Raw genomic sequence first — 17,310 nt, 5'->3', positions numbered from 1 at the left:
TGGGAAACCGCGATCGCGAGCAGGCTCACTCCTACAGGGGTTTGCGGTGAATTTAGGATATAAAAAAGCCCCGGGACTTGCGTCGCCGGGGCTGTGCATAACGTCGAGGAATCAGTGCCCGCCCAGATAGGCGTTACGCACCTCCTCATTCACCAGCAACTCTTTACCCGTGCCCGTCAGGCGAATCTCGCCGTTGACCATCACATACGCCCGGTCAGACAGCTTCAGCGCATGGTTGGCGTTCTGCTCGACCAGGAAGATGGTCATGCCGGTTTTCGCCAATTCCCGCAGGGTCGCGAAAATCTGCTTCACCACAATCGGCGCCAACCCCAGGCTCGGCTCATCGAGCAGCAACAACTTTGGTCGGCTCATCAACGCCCGGGCAATGGCGAGCATTTGCTGTTCACCACCAGACATGGTCATCGCCCGTTGGTTACGTCGCTCTTCCAGCCGTGGAAACAACGTAAACATACGCTGCATGTCCTCTTTGGCGTACTTGTCGCCAATCGGGATCGTGCCCATCAGCAGGTTTTCCTCGACGGTCATGTCGGGGAATACCCGCCGCCCTTCCGGCGACTGCGCAATGCCGTTGGAGGCGATGTAGTGCGAAGACTTGTGGGTAATGTCGACGCCTTGATAGAGAATCTGCCCGCTCGCCGCCCGTGGCTGACCGAAGATCGACATCAGCAACGTTGATTTACCGGCACCGTTGGAGCCGATCAGGCTGACGGTTTCCCCTTCGTTGATCTGCAGTGAAACACCTTTGAGCGCCTGGATCGGGCCATAAAAGACATCGAGATCTTTGAGTTCGAGGATCGGTTGCGTCATACCAGCTCCTCTTCGTCGGCGCCCAGGTAGGCGGCAATCACTTTCGGGTCGTTGCGAATGGCTTCAGGCCCGCCTTCGGCGATGACAATGCCGTGGTCCAGCACCACGATGTGGTCGGAAATACTCATAACCATGCCCATGTCGTGTTCGATCAGCACCACGGTCAGATCGTGCTCGTCGCGCAGCAGCCGGATCATCGCGCTGAGCGCTTCGGTTTCCTGAGGGTTGAGGCCGGCGGCCGGTTCGTCGAGGCAGATGATCTGCGGCCGCGTGCACATGGCCCGGGCGATCTCCAGACGGCGTTGCTGGCCGTACGAGAGCTCACCGGCGAGACGGTTGGCGCAGTCGACCAGATCGACCACCTCCAGCCAGTAGAACGCCACGTCCAGCGCGTCGCTCTCCGCCTTGCGGTAGCCCTTGGTGTTGAGAATACCGGCGAGCATGTTGCGGTTGACCCACATGTGCTGGGCCACCAACAGGTTTTCCAGCACCGACATTTCCTTGAACAGGCGAATGTTCTGGAATGTCCGCGCCAGGCCAGCACGGTTTACCAGGTGCGTGCCGCCGAACATCTTGTAGTACATGCGGCTGAGGAAAGATTTCGGTGAGACAAAATCCGTCGGCTTGAACGACTCGCCCAGCAACTGGATGACGTTGGTCTGCTGGCCGCGTACGTTGAGTTCGATCTTGCCGCCGGAAGCCTTGTAGAACCCGGTCAGGCAGTTGAACACCGTGGTCTTGCCGGCGCCGTTGGGGCCGATCAAGGCGAAGATCGAGTTGCGTTTGACCTTCAGGCTGACATCACTCAAGGCCTTGATGCCACCGAAATGCATCATCAGTTTTTCAACAGAGAGTACGACTTCACTCATGGCGCAGTCCTCTCATAGTGAATGGCACCTTTGCGTGGAGTGACCCCGGTACGGCTGATGCGAATCAGCCCGCGTGGTCGCCAGATCATCATCAACACCATCAGGATGCCGAACAGCAGCACGCGATATTCGGCGAAGCCGCGCAGCAATTCCGGGGCGACGGTCAACACAAACGCGGCGATCACCACACCGATGGTCGAGCCCATGCCGCCGAGGACGACGATGGCGAGGATCAGCGCCGATTCAAAGAAGGTGAACGAGGTCGGGTTGACGAAGCCTTGGTAGGTGGCGAAAAACACCCCGGCCAGACCTGCGGTCGACGCACCGATGGTGAACGCCGAGAGCTTGACCAGCACGTGGTTGAGGCCCATCGAGCGGCAGGCGATTTCATCTTCACGCAGAGCTTCCCAAGCGCGGCCGACCGGCATCTTCACCAGACGATGCTTGATGTACAGCACGGCCAGCACCACGAGGAAAAGTACCGCGTAGATGAAGTAGTACTTCACGTCCGGGTTGTAGGCGATGCCGAAAAACTCGTGAAACGGCACCCCGCCATCCTTCGCCCGTTTGCCGAACTCCAGACCGAAGAACGTCGGCAGTGGCGCCGGCATGCCGTTCGGGCCGCCGGTCAGCGACAACCAGTTGTTGAGGACCAGGCGAATGATTTCACCAAAGCCCAGAGTCACGATTGCCAGATAGTCGCCGTGCAGACGCAACACCGGGAAGCCGAGGATGCAGCCGGCCAACCCGGCAGTGATCGCCGCCAGTGGCAGCACCGTCCAGAAACCCAGACCAAGGTATTGATAACCCAGAGCCAGACCGTACGCACCGATGGCGTAGAACGCCACGTAACCCAGATCGAGCAGACCGGCCAGACCGACCACGATGTTCAGCCCCAGCCCTAGCAACACGTAGATCAAGCCGAGGATGACCACGCCGAGCAGATAGGAGTTGGAGACAAACGGCACAATGACGGCCAGCACAATCAACAGCGGGATGATCCAGCGCAGCGAGGATTTGTGATCGGCAGGCAGCACGTGCACACCGGAACCGGTGCTCTCGAATCCGTCGAGAATTTTCAGGCCCTTGGGCGTTTGCATAAACAGGCTGAGGGCAAAGCGGCCAATCATGACAATGCCGATGATCCAGGCCACGCGGGTCGGTTCGAGGTTAAAGCTGTAACCCTCGAGCACGACGCCGACAATCGGGCCGAAAACGATCAGGGCAATCAGGCCGGCAAGAATCGCCTCAACCAGGCTTTTTTTGATATCGATGGATTTTTGAGTGGTTGAAGACATCGCTTACACCTTCGACACAAGAGGACGGCCCAACAGGCCCTGCGGCCGGAAGACCAGAACAAGTACGAGCAGCGAGAAGCTGAACACGTCTTTGTAGTCGGAGTTGACCAGACCGGAGAACAGCGACTCGGAAATGCCGAGGATGATCCCGCCGAGCATTGCCCCAGGCAGTGAACCGATCCCGCCAAGCACCGCCGCGGTGAACGCCTTGATGCCGATAATGAAGCCGGCATAGAAGTCGAAAGTGCCGTAGTTCATGGTGATCAGTACGCCGGCCAGCGCCGCCATGGCTGCACCGATGATGAACACATAGGAAATGACCCGATCAGTATTGATGCCGAGGATCGAAGCCATCTTGCGGTCTTGCTGGGTCGCACGGCACATGCGTCCGAGCTTGGTGTACTTGATGATGTAGGTCAGCAGGCCCATGCCGACGAATGCGGCCACCAGAATGAAGACTTTGGTGTAGGTCAGTTGCACGAAGCCCGTGCCGATGTCGACGCGCCACGCACCGCTCAGCAGGGTTGGCACGCCCTGTTGTTTGGCGCCTTGTGCGATCTGTGCGTAGTTTTGCAGGATCAGGGAAATACCGATGGCGCTGATCAGCGGTGCCAGTCGGGTGGAGTTGCGCAGGGGTTTGTAGGCGACTCGTTCAATGACCCAGCCATACACCGCCGTGACGACGATGGTGAAGATCAGTGTGCCGAGCATCAGCAGCGGGAAAGATTCGATACCGAAGTAAGCCAGCAGAGCCAGACTGATTGCCGCCAGGTAAGCAGAAATCATGTAAACCTCGCCGTGGGCGAAGTTGATCATGCCGATGATGCCGTAGACCATTGTGTAGCCGATGGCGATCAGGCCATAGACCGACCCGAGGGTCAGGCCGTTGACCAGTTGCTGCAGGAAAATACCATCCATAACGCAATCTCACGCAGTGAGAACCTGCACACCTGTGGCGTGCGGCTCTTCTAGGAAAAATACAGATTTACGTCGGAGCAATGTCAGCCACGATCCACCCGTCCCCACCGCCCCCTGTAGGAGTGAGCCTGCTCGCGATAGCGGATTAACATTCAACACATGTGTTGCCTGTAACTCCGTCATCGCGAGCAGGCTCACTCCTACAAAGGAACCGTGGGATCAGCTGATCGCGTCAGCCCTTACTTCTGTTTTTCCAGCTGGTGATATTTGCCGTCCTTGTCCCACTGGTAAACCACGTAGTCGGAGACTTTCAGGTCGCCCTTGGAATCCCAGGTTTTTTCGCCCATGACGGTTTTCACCGGATTTTTCTTCAGCCAGGCCGCAGCCTCTTCGCCCTTGTTGGACTTCGCGCCATTGAACGCGGCAGCCAAGGTCTGCACCGAAGCGTAGGCGTACAGGGTGTAGCCCTCAGGCTCGGTACCGGCCTTGCGGAATGCGTCCACTACGGTCTTGCTCTCAGGCAACAGACGCGGGTCGGCGCCGAAGGTCATCAGCACGCCATCGGTGAATTGCGGGCCACCGGCGGTGGTCACCAGTTCGTCAGTCACGATGCCGTCATCGGACATGAACTTGACGTCTTTCAGGCCTTGTTCACGCAGTTGGCGAACCAGCGGGCCGGCCTCCGGGTGCAGACCGCCGAAGTAGACGACGTCGGCGCCGGCGCCACGGATCTTGGTGACGATGGTGCTAAAGTCTTTTTCGCCACGGGTCAGGCCTTCGTACAACACAGGCGTCACGCCGCGCTTGACCAGTTGCGCCTTGGTGGCATCCGCCAGGCCTTGGCCGTAGGTGTCCTTGTCGTGCAGCACGACGACTTTCTTGCCCTTGAGCACGTCGACGATGTAGTCACCAGCCACAATGCCTTGCTGGTCGTCACGCCCGCACATACGGAACATGGCGCTGAGACCGCGCTCGGTGACTTGCGGGTTGGTCGAACCCGGGGTGATCGCGATGATCCCGGCTTCGTCGTAGATTTCCGACGCTGGAATGGTCGAAGAGGAGCAGAAGTGACCGACCACGCCGGCGACTTTCTGGTTGGTGAGGTCCTTGGCGACCGTCACGGCCTGTTTCGGCTCGCAGGCGTCATCGCCCTTGACCAGTACGATTTTTTCCCCGTTGACACCGCCAGCCGCGTTCACCGCGTCAGCCGCTGCCTGTGCACCCTTCATGTACTGCTCGCCAAATGCCGCGTTGGCGCCAGTCATTGGACCCGCTACACCGATTTTCACATCAGCTTGAGCAAACGCAGAAACACCCAACGCAGTAGCCACTGCGAGGGCCAGAAAGCCTTTCTTGTAAAACGTCTGGGACATGAGGTGGTGCTCCAAGGTTTTTTTTAGTTGGCACTGCGACTTCACTTCACTGAATGCTCAGAGCAAGGGCCGTGCCATCGGTTTTTTATTCTTCAAAAAGTCGCTGCTTTCTTGTTATTTCGACTGTTTCGTTCCCATTTTCATTGGGCGTGCAACCGTCTAAACCGCGGAAGGTGAAACCAATTATTTTTTCCGGCGCAACCCGCACGCGCCATCATTGCAACCGCGGCGCCAAACGACGTGCAACCAGCCTGTAACAGCCCGCGTCACCGAACTGCACACTGCTGGTGCGGGACTGCTACAACCCGCACCATTACAGGCTAGTCGCTGCATCGAAAAGCGCCGCTTCCGGCAACATATTTCAACACTCAAATCACGATGCGCAGGCACTGGCCCGCGTGATACAGCGAGAACCCGGCCTCATACAAACAACTGCGCAAGCCCACACCCGCCAAGGGCTGCATCGGTGCAAAGGGAATCGGCAAAGCTTGAGGGTCGCCGTGACACAAGTAATCGGCGAAGGCTTTGCCGACCACGGTGCCAGTCGTGACGCCCCGGCCGTTATAACCGGTGACGGCCACCAGTCCCGGCGCCGGTTCGAACAGGCGCATGAGGTGATCGGGGGTGAATGCGATGCGCCCGGTCCAGGTGCACTCCCATTCGACCGGCTTCAGATTGGGGAAATAGTGCTGCTGCACGCGATCGGCCCAGGCCTTGAGAAACCACGTCGGTTTCTGATTGCCGTTGCCCAGGCTACCCAGCAATAACCGCCCTTCTTTGTCGCGGCGGATGCTGCTCAGGACCTGACGCGTATCCCACGAGCCCTGCCCGCCCGGGAGGATTTCCTGCGCGGCGTCTTCGGTGAGCGGCACCGAGGCGACCTGATAGTAGTAACCGGGAAAGAAGTTGCGCTTGAGTTCGGTCCAGTCGCCTTCGGTGTAGGCGTTGGAGGCGATGACCACTTGCTCGGCCAGTACCGAACCATGCTCGGTCTGCACTGACCAGTTCGCGCCCTGACGCTCAAGGCGAGTGACCGGCGAATGATCGAACATTTGCCCACCGAGATCTTTCACCGCGTTGGCCAGCCCGGTGACGTAAGCCATCGGATTGAGCGTGCCAGCGCGACCGTCGAGCAACGCAGCGGCGATTTTTTGCGTGCCGGTGGCCTGTTCGCAGGCCTTGCCGGTGAGCAATTCTACCGGCGCACCTCGGCGTTTCCATTGCTGTTCACGACTGCGCAGATCCGCCTCACCCTTGGCGTTGTGCGCCATGTGCAACGTGCCTTCGCGGCGCAACTGGCAATCGATGTTGTATTTATCCACAAGGCTGAACACCAGCGCCGGCGCGGCCCCGAGCATACGATTGAGCTGACTGCCCACCGCTTCGCCGAAACCGGCTTCGATCTCGTCCGGCGGGATCCACATGCCGGCGTTGACCAGCCCGACGTTGCGGCCGGAACCGCCATGACCGGCGCGATGAGCTTCCAGCACGCAGACGCTTTTGCCTTTTTCCAACAGATGCAGCGCCGCCGACAATCCGGTGAACCCGGCGCCGATCACGCAGACATCGACTTTGACTTCGCCTTTGAGCGCGGTGTTATCCGGCCTTTGCGGCGTGAGCTTTTCCCACAGACACTCTTCGCGTAACGGCATTGCCAAGCTCCTGTCGGAGCAGCTGCAAGCTTTAAGCTACAAGCAGCAAGCCGATCTGCTTGTAGCTTGGGGCTTGAGGCTCGCTGCTGCTTAATCGAATGTGATGCCCTGCGCCAGCGGCAACTCCAGCGAATAATTCACGGTGTTGGTCTGACGGCGCATGTATGCGCGCCATGCATCCGAGCCGGACTCACGCCCGCCACCGGTTTCTTTCTCGCCACCAAACGCGCCGCCAATTTCCGCACCGCTCGGGCCGATGTTGACATTGGCGATGCCGCAGTCGCTGCCAACCGCCGACATGAACTGCTCGGCCTCGCGCACATCGGTGGTGAAGATGCACGACGACAAACCTTGTGGCACCGCGTTGTTCAAGCGCAGCGCTTCCTGGAAATCGCTGTAACCGACCACATACAGAATCGGTGCGAAGGTTTCGCTGCAGACCACATCACTTTGCTCCGGCATTTCAACGATGGCCGGCGAAACGTAATAGGCATTGGGGAATTGGTCTTCGAGCTGACGCTTGCCACCGAACACCCGACCACCCTCGCTCATCGCCTGCTCCAGCGCGTCCTGCATATTTTCGAAGCTGTGCTTGTCGATCAGCGGACCGACTAGATTGCCTTCCAGCGGATTGCCGATGCGCACTTTCGAGTAGGCGGCCTTGAGACGGGTGACGATTTCTTCCTTCACCGACTCATGGGCAATCAGTCGACGCAGGGTGGTGCAACGCTGCCCGGCAGTACCGACGGCGCTGAACAGAATCGCACGTACCGCCATGTCCAGATCGGCGTTTGGGCCGAGGATCATCGCGTTGTTACCGCCCAGCTCGAGGATGCTGCGGGCAAAACGTGCGGCGACTTTCGGCGCCACTTCGCGGCCCATGCGTGTGCTGCCGGTGGCGCTGATCAGGGCAACACGCGGGTCATCGACCAGCGCTTCGCCGGCGTCGCGGCCACCAATAATCACTTGGCAAAGGTTCGCCGGGGCATCGGTGAAGTTCTTCACCACGCGGTCGAATAGTGCCTGACAGGCCAGTGCGGTCAGCGGGGTTTTCTCCGACGGTTTCCACACCACCGGGTTGCCGCAGACCAGCGCCAGCGTGGTATTCCACGCCCACACCGCGACCGGGAAGTTGAACGCGCTGATCACCCCGACCACGCCCAGCGGATGCCAGGTTTCACGCATGTGGTGGCCTGGGCGCTCGGAGGCGATGGTCAAACCGTACAACTGACGGGACAGGCCGACGGCGAAATCGCAGATGTCGATCATCTCCTGCACTTCACCCAGACCTTCCTGAGTAATCTTGCCCGCCTCCCAGGAAACCAGTTCGCCGAGGTCGGTTTTGTATTCGCGCAACACCTCACCAAACTGACGCACCAGCTCACCGCGACGCGGGGCCGGCACCTTGCGCCATTGCTCGAACGCATGATCTGCGCGACTGATGTGCTGCTCGACTTCGGCCGGGCCTTCCCAGTTGACCGCAGCGATACGGCTGCCGTCGATCGGCGAATGCACCGGCACTTTGCCGTTCTGATAAAGGGCCGGGTTCACACCTAGACGATCAAGCAATGCGGCAACCATGGGTCACTCCTCAAGCAAAAAACTGAATGTGTGCGGACGCTTTTTCGCGACCGGGCAGGCCTTTAGTTGTAGCGTCACAATGGCGAGTCAACAAACGACCTTTACGCGAGATATCATTCCGTTTATTCATGCTGGGCATAGAAAGACAAGAAAAGGATCAGCCATGCTGAACAAACGCCACTTGCCGTCGATCACCGCCCTGCAGTGTTTCGAGGCCGTGACCCGGCACTTGAGTTTCACCCGCGCCGCCGAGGAACTGAACCTGACCCAGAGTGCGGTGAGCAAACAGGTCGCACAGCTTGAAGAGCTGCTGCAGCACCTGTTGTTCCGCCGCGTGCGTCGGCGTTTGCAGATGACCCCGGCCGGGGATTTGTACTTGGTTGAAGTACGAAAAATCCTCACCCAAGTGGAAATGTCGACGCATTACCTGCGCTCCTACGGCGGCGAAACAGAAGTCCTGCGCGTGTCTACGCCATCGACATTCGGCGCACGCTGGCTGGTGCCGCGCCTGAAAGGCTGGCGTCTGCGCCATCCGTCGATTCACCTGGATCTGTGCAATGAACAGGAAGCAGATGATCTGCTGCAAGGGCGCAGCGACCTGGCGTTCTATTTCGGTCAGGGCTCACGGCCAGGGACTGAATGCCTGAAACTGTTCGGCGAAGAACTTGTGCCGGTCTGCGCGCCGGGCAGCCTGCCGGACACACCATTTACTGACCCGACACAACTCACCGATCTGGTCCTGCTGCAAAATGCCTCGCGCCCGCAAGCCTGGCACGACTGGTTCGACAGTCAGGGTTACCAGACCGAACACAGCTACCATGGGCCGCGCTTCGAAACCTTTTATATGTGCATTCGCGCCGCGCAGGTTGGCTGTGGTGTGGCGTTGTTACCGCGTTTTCTAGTGGAAGAGGAATTGGCTGACGGCAAACTGGTCATTCCGTTTGAGCATGCCATGCCCAGCACTGATGCCTATTACCTGGCGTACCCGGAGCATGCGGCGGAAGTGCCCAAGGTGCGGGATTTTGTGAAGTGGATGCTCGAACAGATCGACAGCCCGGAAATTTGACTCGATTGAAAAATGTGGGAGCGAGCCTGCTCGCGAAGAGACCGGCATATTCAGTATCAATGTTGACCGAAATGACGCCTTCGCGAGCAGGCTCGCTCCCACCAGGGTTCTGCGGTGATTTAAAAAACTGCTGGCAATCTTCGTCCCTGATATGCGCCACTAGCGCCATTGATTGAGTCCGCGCACAGGCGCGGCGCACCTGGAGACCCCGTTATGAGCGAGAGCGTGTTTGCCGATCGCATCGTGCAGAACCTGCTCGACACCGACTTCTACAAATTGACGATGATGCAGGCGGTGCTGCACAACTACCCCAACGTCGAAGTCGAATGGGAGTTTCGTTGCCGTAACAGCGAGGATCTGCGCCCGTATCTGGCCGAGATCCGTTATCAGATCGAGCGTCTGGCCGAGCTGAGCCTGAGCGCCGACCAACTGAGTTTCCTTGAGCGGATCAGCTTCCTCAAACCGGACTTCCTGCGTTTCCTCGGACTGTTCCGCTTCAACCTGCGCTATGTGCACACTGGTATCGAAAACGGCGAGTTGTTCATCCGTCTGCGCGGGCCGTGGCTGCATGTGATTCTCTATGAAGTGCCATTGCTGGCGATCGTCAGCGAAGTGCGTAACCGCTATCGCTACCGTGAAACCGCACTGGAACAGGCGCGCGAGCAGCTCTATCGCAAGTTCGACTGGCTGACCGCCAACGCTTCGGCCGATGAGTTGTCGCAACTGCAAGTCGCCGATTTCGGCACCCGTCGACGCTTTTCGTACGGCGTGCAAGCTGAAGTGGTGAACGTGCTCAAACACGATTTCCCCGGACGTTTTGTCGGCACCAGCAACGTGCACCTGTCCCGCGAACTGGACATGAAACCGCTGGGCACCATGGCCCACGAATGGATCATGGCCCACCAGCAACTCGGTCCACGGCTGATCGACAGCCAGATCGCCGCACTCGATTGCTGGGTTCGCGAGTACCGTGGTCTGCTGGGCATCGCGCTCACCGATTGCATCACCACCGATGCGTTCCTCGGCGATTTCGACCTGTTTTTCGCCAAGCTTTTCGACGGTCTGCGCCACGACTCCGGTGATCCTGTGGTGTGGGGCGAAAAATGCATTGCGCACTATCACAGGCTCGGCATCGACCCGATGAGCAAGACCCTGGTGTTCTCCGACAGCCTGACCCTGCCCAAGTCGCTGGAGATCTTCCGCGCGCTGCACGGTCGGATCAACGTCAGCTTCGGCATCGGCACCAACCTCACCTGTGACATTCCGGGTGTCGAACCGATGAGCATCGTGCTTAAAATGACTGCCTGCAACGGCCAACCGGTGGCGAAGATCTCCGACGAGCCAGGCAAGTCCCACTGCAAAGACCCCAATTTTGTTGCCTATTTGCGACACGTTTTCCAGGTTCCTGCCGATTCCAGTCTATCTAGCAAGGAGTGAATTCATGCAAGCCGTACAGCGTGAGATTGCTGAGCAGCTCAAGGTGCAACCGCCGTTCGCCGACTACCAGGCTCTGCAGGCCGAAGTCGCCCGGCGCATTACCTTTATTCAGGATTGCCTGGTCAATTCCGGGCTCAAGACGCTGGTGCTGGGCATCAGCGGCGGCGTCGACTCGCTGACCGCCGGCCTGCTGGCCCAGCGCGCGATGCGTGAGCTGCGCGACCAGACCGGCGACAATAGCTACAAATTCATCGCCGTGCGCCTGCCGTACGAAACCCAGTTCGATGAACACGATGCCCAGGCCTCGGTGGACTTCATTGCTCCAGACGAGCGCCACACGGTCAACATTGGCCCGGCAGTGAAGTCGCTGGCCAGTGAAGTGGCAGCGTTTGAAGGCAAGCATGCGGTGTCGGTGGACTTTGTGCTCGGCAATACCAAGGCACGCATGCGCATGGTCGCCCAATACACCATCGCCGGCGCGGCGCATGGTCTGGTGATCGGCACCGATCATGCGGCGGAAGCGGTGATGGGTTTCTTCACCAAGTTCGGTGACGGCGCCTGCGATCTGGCGCCGCTCAGCGGTCTGGTGAAAAACCAGGTTCGCGCGATTGCGCGCAGCTTTGGTGCGCCGGAGTCACTGGTCGAGAAAGTGCCAACGGCGGACCTTGAGGATTTGTCGCCGGGCAAACCCGACGAAGCGTCCCATGGTGTGACGTACGCCGAGATTGACGCGTTCCTGCACGGCGAGCCGGTGCGTCAGGAAGCGTTCGACATCATCGTTGCGACTTACAACAAGACCCATCACAAACGTGTGATGCCGTTTGCGCCGTAAGCGCTGATGGAATGAAAAAGCCCGCTGAGGAGTGATCCTCAGCGGGCTTTTCTTTGGCCATTGCTTTCATTGATGCGGATGGCCCCTTCGCGAGCAGGCTCGCTCCCACATGGTTCGCTGTCGGACCCAGCATTTGTGCACAACTAAAACCTGTGGGAGCGAGCCTGCTCGCGAAGAACGATGACGCGGTTGAACGGCTTACTTAACAGTAATCGTGCCTTTCATCATCGAGATGTGCCCAGGGAACGAGCAGAAGAAGCCGTAGCCACCGTCAGCAATCTTCGCTACGTCAAAGGTCAGCGAGTCGGTTTCCTTGGCGCCGATGATCTTGGTGTGAGCGATGATGCGCGCGTCACCTTCAGGCAGGTAGTTCTTGTCGATGCCGGCGGCCAGGCCAGCGGTGGCGATTGGCTGCATGTCAGCTTCTTTGCTGATCACCAGGTTATGGCCCATGACGTTCTTCGGCAGGTTGCCGGAGTGAGTCAGTTCGATAGTGAAAGTCTTGCAGCTCTTGTCGATTTCGATGGCTTTGGTGCTGAAGGACATCTGATCGGTGGAGTCAACGGTGGTTTTGCACTCAGCAGCCATCAATTGGCTGCTGGCCAACGCCAGCAGGGATACCGCAACAACTTTGGAAAACATGGTGAATCTCCAAGGCAGGGTTAACAAAAACACGAATGGTGGAAAGACTGCCTGAAATCTTCGCAAGTTCCTATGACTTGAGTCAAAAATTGTATACAACTTTCAGGCTATGACACTCATCGACACAATCTAACGGCCAGATTCCCCGACCGGCCCTATGATCGGCGCATCTACTGAGACGGAGTGCCTGTCATGTTCTTTAACGGTCTGTTGTGCAGTTTGCTCGCCGCCTACGCCTGTGGCGCCAGCGGCACCTTTGAATCGCCTGAACGCGAAGTTTAGGCCTTGGATCACGGCGTGCCAGCCATTACCCTGTGACGGATTGACCCAGGAGGAAGGCATGTCTCTGAAATCCGTATGTGTATTTTGCGGTGCCAATGCGGGCACTGATCCGGCTTACACCGAAGCCGCCATTGCCCTTGGCCGGGCCTTGGCCGAACGTAAACTGACCCTGGTCTACGGCGGTGGCGCCGTGGGTTTGATGGGCATCGTTGCCGATGCGGCACTGGCTGCCGGCGGCGAAGTGATCGGCATCATCCCGCAAAGCCTGATGGACAAGGAAATCGGCCACAAAAGCCTGACACGCCTGGAAGTGGTCGATGGCATGCACGCGCGCAAGGCGCGCATGGCTGAACTGAGCGATGCGTTTATCGCCCTGCCCGGCGGCCTCGGTACACTGGAAGAATTGTTCGAAGTATGGACCTGGGGCCAGCTTGGCTACCACGGCAAACCTTTGGGCCTGCTGGAAGTAAACGGTTTCTACAGCAAACTCACTGCTTTTCTTGACCATATCGTCGGCGAAGGCTTCGTTCGCGCGCCACACCGTGACATGCTGCAAGTGAGCGAATCGCCGCAAGCACTGCTCGATGCCCTGGATAACTGGAAGCCGACCGTCACGCCCAAATGGGTCGAGCAAAAACCCGGCTAACCACCGGGCACCGATACAGGGCAGAATACGCGCCGCTCAACCTCACCTTCGACCAAGAGGAACGCCCATGGCCAAACCCAATTACTCCTTCGCCAAACGTCAACGAGACCTGGCAAAGGAACAGAAGAAAGAGGAAAAGCTTCAGCGCAAGAAACAAACCGCTGAAGAAGCAGCACTGAACCCTGAGGGTGAAGTGGCACCGGAAGATGATGTTGATGCAACTGAAACACCGAAAGATCAGGCGCCCGACGCCTGAACCCCACCGGGTTTGATGATCGAATCAGACCCTGCGGATTTGTGACGGGGCTGGCGGTTTCACTGCCGGCCCTCACAGCCTTCCATTCCCCAATACACCCGAATTCCCTGTGGGAGCGAGCCTGCTCGCGAAAGCGGTGTACCAGCTACCTATAAGTTGACTGACCTGACGCCTTCGCGAGCAGGCTCGCTCCCACATTTTTTGATCGTCGTTAATCCAGCGGCATCACGGTGACGCGCACTTCCGGGTCATGATTGCCGCCGCCGAGAATCACCCCGCGCAACGGTGACACATCGGAAAAATCCCGCCCCCACGCCAGCGTGATGTGCTCCAGCGCCGGCTGCACATTGTTGGTCGGATCGAAATCCACCCAGCCCAGCACCGGACAAAACACCGACACCCAGGCATGCGACGCATCGGCGCCGATCAAGCGTGGCTGCCCCGGCGGCGGCTGCGTCAGCAAATAACCACTGATGTAGCGCGCTGCCAAGCCTCGCGAGCGCACGCATGCCAGCATCAAGTGAGCGAAGTCCTGACAAACCCCGCGTCGTCGCTCCAGCACCTCCACCAGCGGTGTCGCCACCTGGGTCGCCTCAGCATCGAAGGTGAATTCGCTGAAGATCTTGTGCATCAAGTCCTGCACGCCCAGCAGCAACGGCCTGCCCGGCGGAAAACAACTTTGCGAGAATTCGACGAAACTGCGTTTCAGATGCACGTACGGTGACTGGAACCGGTAGCGACAGGCTTCGAGCAACTCAGCGGACAACGGCTGACTGCTGTAACTCAGCGCATCGCGGGTCAGCTCCCACGCGGGCGACTGCTTGAAGTCCAGCGCCGGCCGCGCCAGCACTTCAACGGTGAGTTGTGCATTGACCTGCAATTCGTCATGCGGCCGCTCAAAGGCCAATCGGGTCAATGGATTACCAAACACATCCAGCTCATCGCGCCGTGCGGTCGGGTCCGGACTGATCAGCAATTGCTGTGCGGTACAACGCTGCCAATCGCACTTTCGCGGCCACAAGTGCGCCAATTGCTGTGCCAGAGAAACCGGGCTGTCGTAGTGGTAACAGGTGTCGTGGAAAATCTGGTATCGAGCATTCATCAGACAGACACCGTGCGTTGGCTGACGTCATCGACATGGGCGAAATGGCGCAGGGCCAGACGATCCGAGACCTGACTACTGGCGTCGGCAATGTCCTGCAGCAGATCCGCTAGACCACTCAAAGCCGCTCGTACGCTGGCCTCTCCGAACAATGGATTCTCCAGGCAACCCAGATCAAAACGCGCAAGACGCTCGACCAACTGTGGCAACCCCGCTTCCCGTGGGACACCGAAATCATCATTCAAGCGCTTTAACGTGCGGGTCACCAGCTTCAACTGAAACAACACCGCGTGCGGGTTCTGCTCGTCCAGCAGCAACAGGTCGAGCACCGGAATCAATTGCGCCACGGCCAGATAACGTGAGCGATAGGTGATGCTGCTGTTGCCCAACTCCAGCAACCACTCCAGGCCCGCCTGATCGAATGCGCCGGCACCACGCAGAAATGCCGCCAGACTGCTGCTGAGAAATTGCAGTCGCTCGATGCGCCGGCCAATCATCAGAAACCGCCAGCCTTCGTCGCGGGTCATGTCGTCGAGGGCAAACCCGGACAGCGCCGCCAGCGACATCACCAGCCGGTTGAGGAAATCCAGCAGCTCGCCGAAGTCGGGTTCGTCGGTGTCCAGGTCCATCGCTTCGCGCTGCAACTCCACCAGCGCCTGCCAGTTCTCGCGCGAAAGCTTGCCACGCACCTGCGAGGCTGCCCACTGCAACCGCTGCAGGTTGGAGCGCAGACTGAACGACCAGTCCTCACCCAGCAGCGCTGCCAACAGGCGCTCAGGGAGTTCACCTTCGTCCGGCAGCAACGTCAGCCGCTCACCGAGGTCGACCGCCGCCTGTAGCGCTTGCGGGTCATCGCCATCGACATACCGCGCGAGCATGATCCGCAGCAGCCGCGCACTGTCGTCGCAGCGTTCGCAGTAACGGCCGAACCAGAACAGGTTCTCCACCACTCGCGAGGGTAGATACGGATCGCGCCGCACCAGATCGTGCACGCCGACATTACGCTGGCTCTTCCATTGCTCGCCGCTGGGTGGACGATCGCCAAGTACCCAAGTGTCCTTGCTCGCCCCGCCGCGCTGCATCGATACCACTTCGGCATCCGCCTCGGCGGCCACCCGGGTCAAACCACCGGGAAGCACGCGATAACCCTCACCACTGGCCACGGCGTACATACGCATGCCGATCGCCCGTGGTTGCAGTTGTCCATTTTCCGCCTGCCAGATCGGCGCGTGGGACAATTGAGCCAACTCTTGCGCCACATAGGCATACGGGCGCGCCTGCATGCGCTCGGCAAGCGCCTGGCGCTGTTTTTCACTCAGATCACGGCCGAACACAGGCGCGAAGCTTTGCGAGGGGAAGGCCGGTTTGATCAGCAGTTCGGGCAGTTTTTCCAGGGCTTGCGCCAATACCGGCGCCTCACCGCACCACCACGTTGCGATCGACGGCAGGATCATATCTTCGCCAAACAGGTATTGATTGATCTTGGGCAGAAACCCAAGCAATCCCGGCGACTCCAGCACGCCACTGCCCAATGCATTGGCCACCAGCACGCGGCCCTGACGCACCGCTTCGAGCAGACCGGGAACACCGAGCGCCGAGTCCGTGCGCAGCTCCAGCGGATCGCAGAAATCATCATCGAGCCGGCGCATGATCGCGTGCACCCGACGCAGACCACTGAGGGTTTTCAGGTAGACCGTGGCATCGCGCACCGTCAGGTCACCGCCCTCGACCAGCGGGTAACCCAACTGGCGAGCCAGATACAAATGTTCGAAATAACTTTCGTTGAAGCGCCCCGGTGTGAGCAGCACCACCAGCGGCGTGTCATCGTCACTCGGCGCCTGTCGTGCGAGGGTTTCCTGCAATGCGCGGAAGAAACCCGCCAGATGCTGCACCTTGAGATCACGGTACAACTCGGGAAAGGCACGGGACACGATGGTGCGGTTTTCCAGGGCATAGCCGGCGCCCGACGGCGCTTGTGTGCGATCCGCCGTGACCCACCAGCGCCCGTCCGGCGTGCGTGCCAGATCCACGGCGTACAGGTGCAGAAATATCTCTTCCGGCGGCGCGATATGCTGACACGGCCAGAGAAAATTGTTGTGACCGAAGACCAGCTCTGCCGGCAACAAACCTTCGCTGATCAGCCTTTGCGGGCCGTACAAGTCCGCCAGCACAGCATTGAGCAGGCGCGCACGCTGAGCGATGCCTGCCGACAATTGCTGCCACTCATCTGCAGCAATCACATGCGGCAGCAGATCCAGCTCCCAAGGCCGATCCGCGCCTTTGGGATCGGCATAGACGTTATACGTGACACCGTTTTCCTGAATCTGCCGCGCCAGCAATGCCTGACGCTGTACCAGTTGCGCCGGGGTGCTGCGCTGCAACTGGTCGAACAGCCGCCGCCAGTGCGGGCGCACCGCGCCACTGCCGTCGAGCAGTTCGTGATAAGTGCCCGCTGTGAGCGGGTAGCGGTCTAGCAGGTCAGGCATGGAAAGCTCGGCAGACAGCAAGGAACGGTCAGACTAACGCAG

General features: G+C 59.3%; 15 protein-coding genes. 5 read left to right on the top strand and 10 right to left on the bottom strand.

The features are described 5' to 3' along the window. Positions 1 to 111 precede the first annotated feature (111 nt). The 7 genes from PspR84_RS03075 to PspR84_RS03045 form a co-directional block, all read right to left on the bottom strand. Entirely contained in the window at positions 112 to 828 is a 717-nt protein-coding gene (locus tag PspR84_RS03075) for an ABC transporter ATP-binding protein (RefSeq protein WP_038360430.1), read from the bottom strand. Continuing rightward, positions 825 to 1,697, bottom strand: coding sequence for an ATP-binding cassette domain-containing protein (locus tag PspR84_RS03070; protein ID WP_077570679.1), 873 nt, complete (start codon positions 1,695 to 1,697; stop codon positions 825 to 827). Before PspR84_RS03070 ends, PspR84_RS03075 begins: the two co-directional genes overlap by 4 nt. Next, the gene (livM, locus tag PspR84_RS03065; protein WP_160055387.1) at positions 1,694 to 2,995 is read right to left on the bottom strand and encodes a high-affinity branched-chain amino acid ABC transporter permease LivM; all 1,302 of its coding nucleotides are present in this window, start codon (positions 2,993 to 2,995) and stop codon (positions 1,694 to 1,696) included. Before livM ends, PspR84_RS03070 begins: the two co-directional genes overlap by 4 nt. A 3-nt stretch (positions 2,996 to 2,998) precedes the next feature. Then, positions 2,999 to 3,913 carry a branched-chain amino acid ABC transporter permease LivH gene (locus PspR84_RS03060; RefSeq protein ID WP_095121858.1) on the bottom strand — a complete coding sequence of 305 codons (915 nt, stop codon included), beginning with the start codon at positions 3,911 to 3,913 and terminating at the stop codon, positions 2,999 to 3,001. 239 nt (positions 3,914 to 4,152) lie between these two features. Then, positions 4,153 to 5,286, bottom strand: a complete 1,134-nt coding sequence (locus tag PspR84_RS03055; protein WP_038360427.1) for an ABC transporter substrate-binding protein — start codon at positions 5,284 to 5,286, stop codon at positions 4,153 to 4,155. A 368-nt stretch (positions 5,287 to 5,654) separates the two neighbouring features. Next, positions 5,655 to 6,938: an FAD-binding oxidoreductase gene (locus PspR84_RS03050; RefSeq protein WP_160055385.1), complete on the bottom strand. Its 1,284-nt coding sequence runs from the start codon at positions 6,936 to 6,938 to the stop codon at positions 5,655 to 5,657. Between the two features lie 90 nt (positions 6,939 to 7,028). After that, positions 7,029 to 8,519 (bottom strand): aldehyde dehydrogenase family protein, encoded by a 1,491-nt coding sequence (locus PspR84_RS03045; RefSeq protein WP_160055383.1) that lies wholly within the window; start codon positions 8,517 to 8,519, stop codon positions 7,029 to 7,031. 163 nt (positions 8,520 to 8,682) lie between these two features. Between PspR84_RS03045 and PspR84_RS03040 the strand changes: the two genes are divergently transcribed. From PspR84_RS03040 to nadE, 3 genes are all read left to right on the top strand, one after another. After that, positions 8,683 to 9,585, top strand: coding sequence for a LysR family transcriptional regulator (locus PspR84_RS03040; protein WP_127925629.1), 903 nt, complete (start codon positions 8,683 to 8,685; stop codon positions 9,583 to 9,585). Between the two features lie 213 nt (positions 9,586 to 9,798). Further along, positions 9,799 to 11,022 (top strand): nicotinate phosphoribosyltransferase, encoded by a 1,224-nt coding sequence (gene pncB / locus PspR84_RS03035; RefSeq protein ID WP_160055381.1) that lies wholly within the window; start codon positions 9,799 to 9,801, stop codon positions 11,020 to 11,022. A gap of 4 nt (positions 11,023 to 11,026) precedes the next feature. Next, positions 11,027 to 11,854, top strand: coding sequence for an ammonia-dependent NAD(+) synthetase (nadE, locus tag PspR84_RS03030; RefSeq protein ID WP_007915880.1), 828 nt, complete (start codon positions 11,027 to 11,029; stop codon positions 11,852 to 11,854). Positions 11,855 to 12,052: 198 nt separating this feature from the next. Here the strand turns inward: nadE and azu are convergent, their stop codons facing one another. Then, complete coding sequence (azu, locus tag PspR84_RS03025; RefSeq protein WP_095047311.1) at positions 12,053 to 12,496, bottom strand: azurin; 444 nt, start codon at positions 12,494 to 12,496, stop codon at positions 12,053 to 12,055. Between the two features lie 340 nt (positions 12,497 to 12,836). On the opposite strand from azu, the gene PspR84_RS03020 reads away from it, so the two are divergent. Both PspR84_RS03020 and PspR84_RS03015 read left to right on the top strand, forming a co-directional pair. Beyond that, a complete protein-coding gene (locus PspR84_RS03020) occupies positions 12,837 to 13,424 on the top strand; it encodes a TIGR00730 family Rossman fold protein (RefSeq protein WP_160055379.1) in 588 nt (195 codons plus the stop codon). Positions 13,425 to 13,491: 67 nt separating this feature from the next. Further along, positions 13,492 to 13,680: a hypothetical protein gene (locus PspR84_RS03015; protein WP_077570658.1), complete on the top strand. Its 189-nt coding sequence runs from the start codon at positions 13,492 to 13,494 to the stop codon at positions 13,678 to 13,680. A 211-nt stretch (positions 13,681 to 13,891) separates the two neighbouring features. On the opposite strand, the gene PspR84_RS03010 is transcribed toward PspR84_RS03015, so the two are convergent. Both PspR84_RS03010 and PspR84_RS03005 read right to left on the bottom strand, forming a co-directional pair. Continuing rightward, positions 13,892 to 14,782, bottom strand: a complete 891-nt coding sequence (locus PspR84_RS03010) for a transglutaminase family protein (RefSeq protein WP_160055377.1) — start codon at positions 14,780 to 14,782, stop codon at positions 13,892 to 13,894. Further along, positions 14,782 to 17,268: a circularly permuted type 2 ATP-grasp protein gene (locus PspR84_RS03005; RefSeq protein ID WP_160055375.1), complete on the bottom strand. Its 2,487-nt coding sequence runs from the start codon at positions 17,266 to 17,268 to the stop codon at positions 14,782 to 14,784. Before PspR84_RS03005 ends, PspR84_RS03010 begins: the two co-directional genes overlap by 1 nt. Positions 17,269 to 17,310 lie beyond the last annotated feature (42 nt).

The sequence above is a fragment of the Pseudomonas sp. R84 genome (assembly GCF_009834515.1).
Classification (GTDB): Bacteria; Pseudomonadota; Gammaproteobacteria; order Pseudomonadales; family Pseudomonadaceae; genus Aquipseudomonas.
The sequence above is the reverse complement of the archived record's forward strand: the minus strand, read 5'-3'. Positions and strand labels throughout refer to the sequence as shown.

Excerpts from the sequence above, each read along its gene's own strand:
- PspR84_RS03075 (WP_038360430.1), bottom strand. The coding sequence starts at position 828 with ATGACGCAACCGATCCTCGAACTCAAAGATCTCGATGTCTTTTATGGC.
- PspR84_RS03070 (WP_077570679.1), bottom strand. The coding sequence starts at position 1,697 with ATGAGTGAAGTCGTACTCTCTGTTGAAAAACTGATGATGCATTTCGGT.
- livM (WP_160055387.1), bottom strand. The coding sequence starts at position 2,995 with ATGTCTTCAACCACTCAAAAATCCATCGATATCAAAAAAAGCCTGGTT.
- PspR84_RS03060 (WP_095121858.1), bottom strand. The coding sequence starts at position 3,913 with ATGGATGGTATTTTCCTGCAGCAACTGGTCAACGGCCTGACCCTCGGG.
- PspR84_RS03055 (WP_038360427.1), bottom strand. The coding sequence starts at position 5,286 with ATGTCCCAGACGTTTTACAAGAAAGGCTTTCTGGCCCTCGCAGTGGCT.
- PspR84_RS03050 (WP_160055385.1), bottom strand. The coding sequence starts at position 6,938 with ATGCCGTTACGCGAAGAGTGTCTGTGGGAAAAGCTCACGCCGCAAAGG.
- PspR84_RS03045 (WP_160055383.1), bottom strand. The coding sequence starts at position 8,519 with ATGGTTGCCGCATTGCTTGATCGTCTAGGTGTGAACCCGGCCCTTTAT.
- PspR84_RS03040 (WP_127925629.1), top strand. The coding sequence starts at position 8,683 with ATGCTGAACAAACGCCACTTGCCGTCGATCACCGCCCTGCAGTGTTTC.
- pncB (WP_160055381.1), top strand. The coding sequence starts at position 9,799 with ATGAGCGAGAGCGTGTTTGCCGATCGCATCGTGCAGAACCTGCTCGAC.
- nadE (WP_007915880.1), top strand. The coding sequence starts at position 11,027 with ATGCAAGCCGTACAGCGTGAGATTGCTGAGCAGCTCAAGGTGCAACCG.
- azu (WP_095047311.1), bottom strand. The coding sequence starts at position 12,496 with ATGTTTTCCAAAGTTGTTGCGGTATCCCTGCTGGCGTTGGCCAGCAGC.
- PspR84_RS03020 (WP_160055379.1), top strand. The coding sequence starts at position 12,837 with ATGTCTCTGAAATCCGTATGTGTATTTTGCGGTGCCAATGCGGGCACT.
- PspR84_RS03015 (WP_077570658.1), top strand. The coding sequence starts at position 13,492 with ATGGCCAAACCCAATTACTCCTTCGCCAAACGTCAACGAGACCTGGCA.
- PspR84_RS03010 (WP_160055377.1), bottom strand. The coding sequence starts at position 14,782 with ATGAATGCTCGATACCAGATTTTCCACGACACCTGTTACCACTACGAC.
- PspR84_RS03005 (WP_160055375.1), bottom strand. The coding sequence starts at position 17,268 with ATGCCTGACCTGCTAGACCGCTACCCGCTCACAGCGGGCACTTATCAC.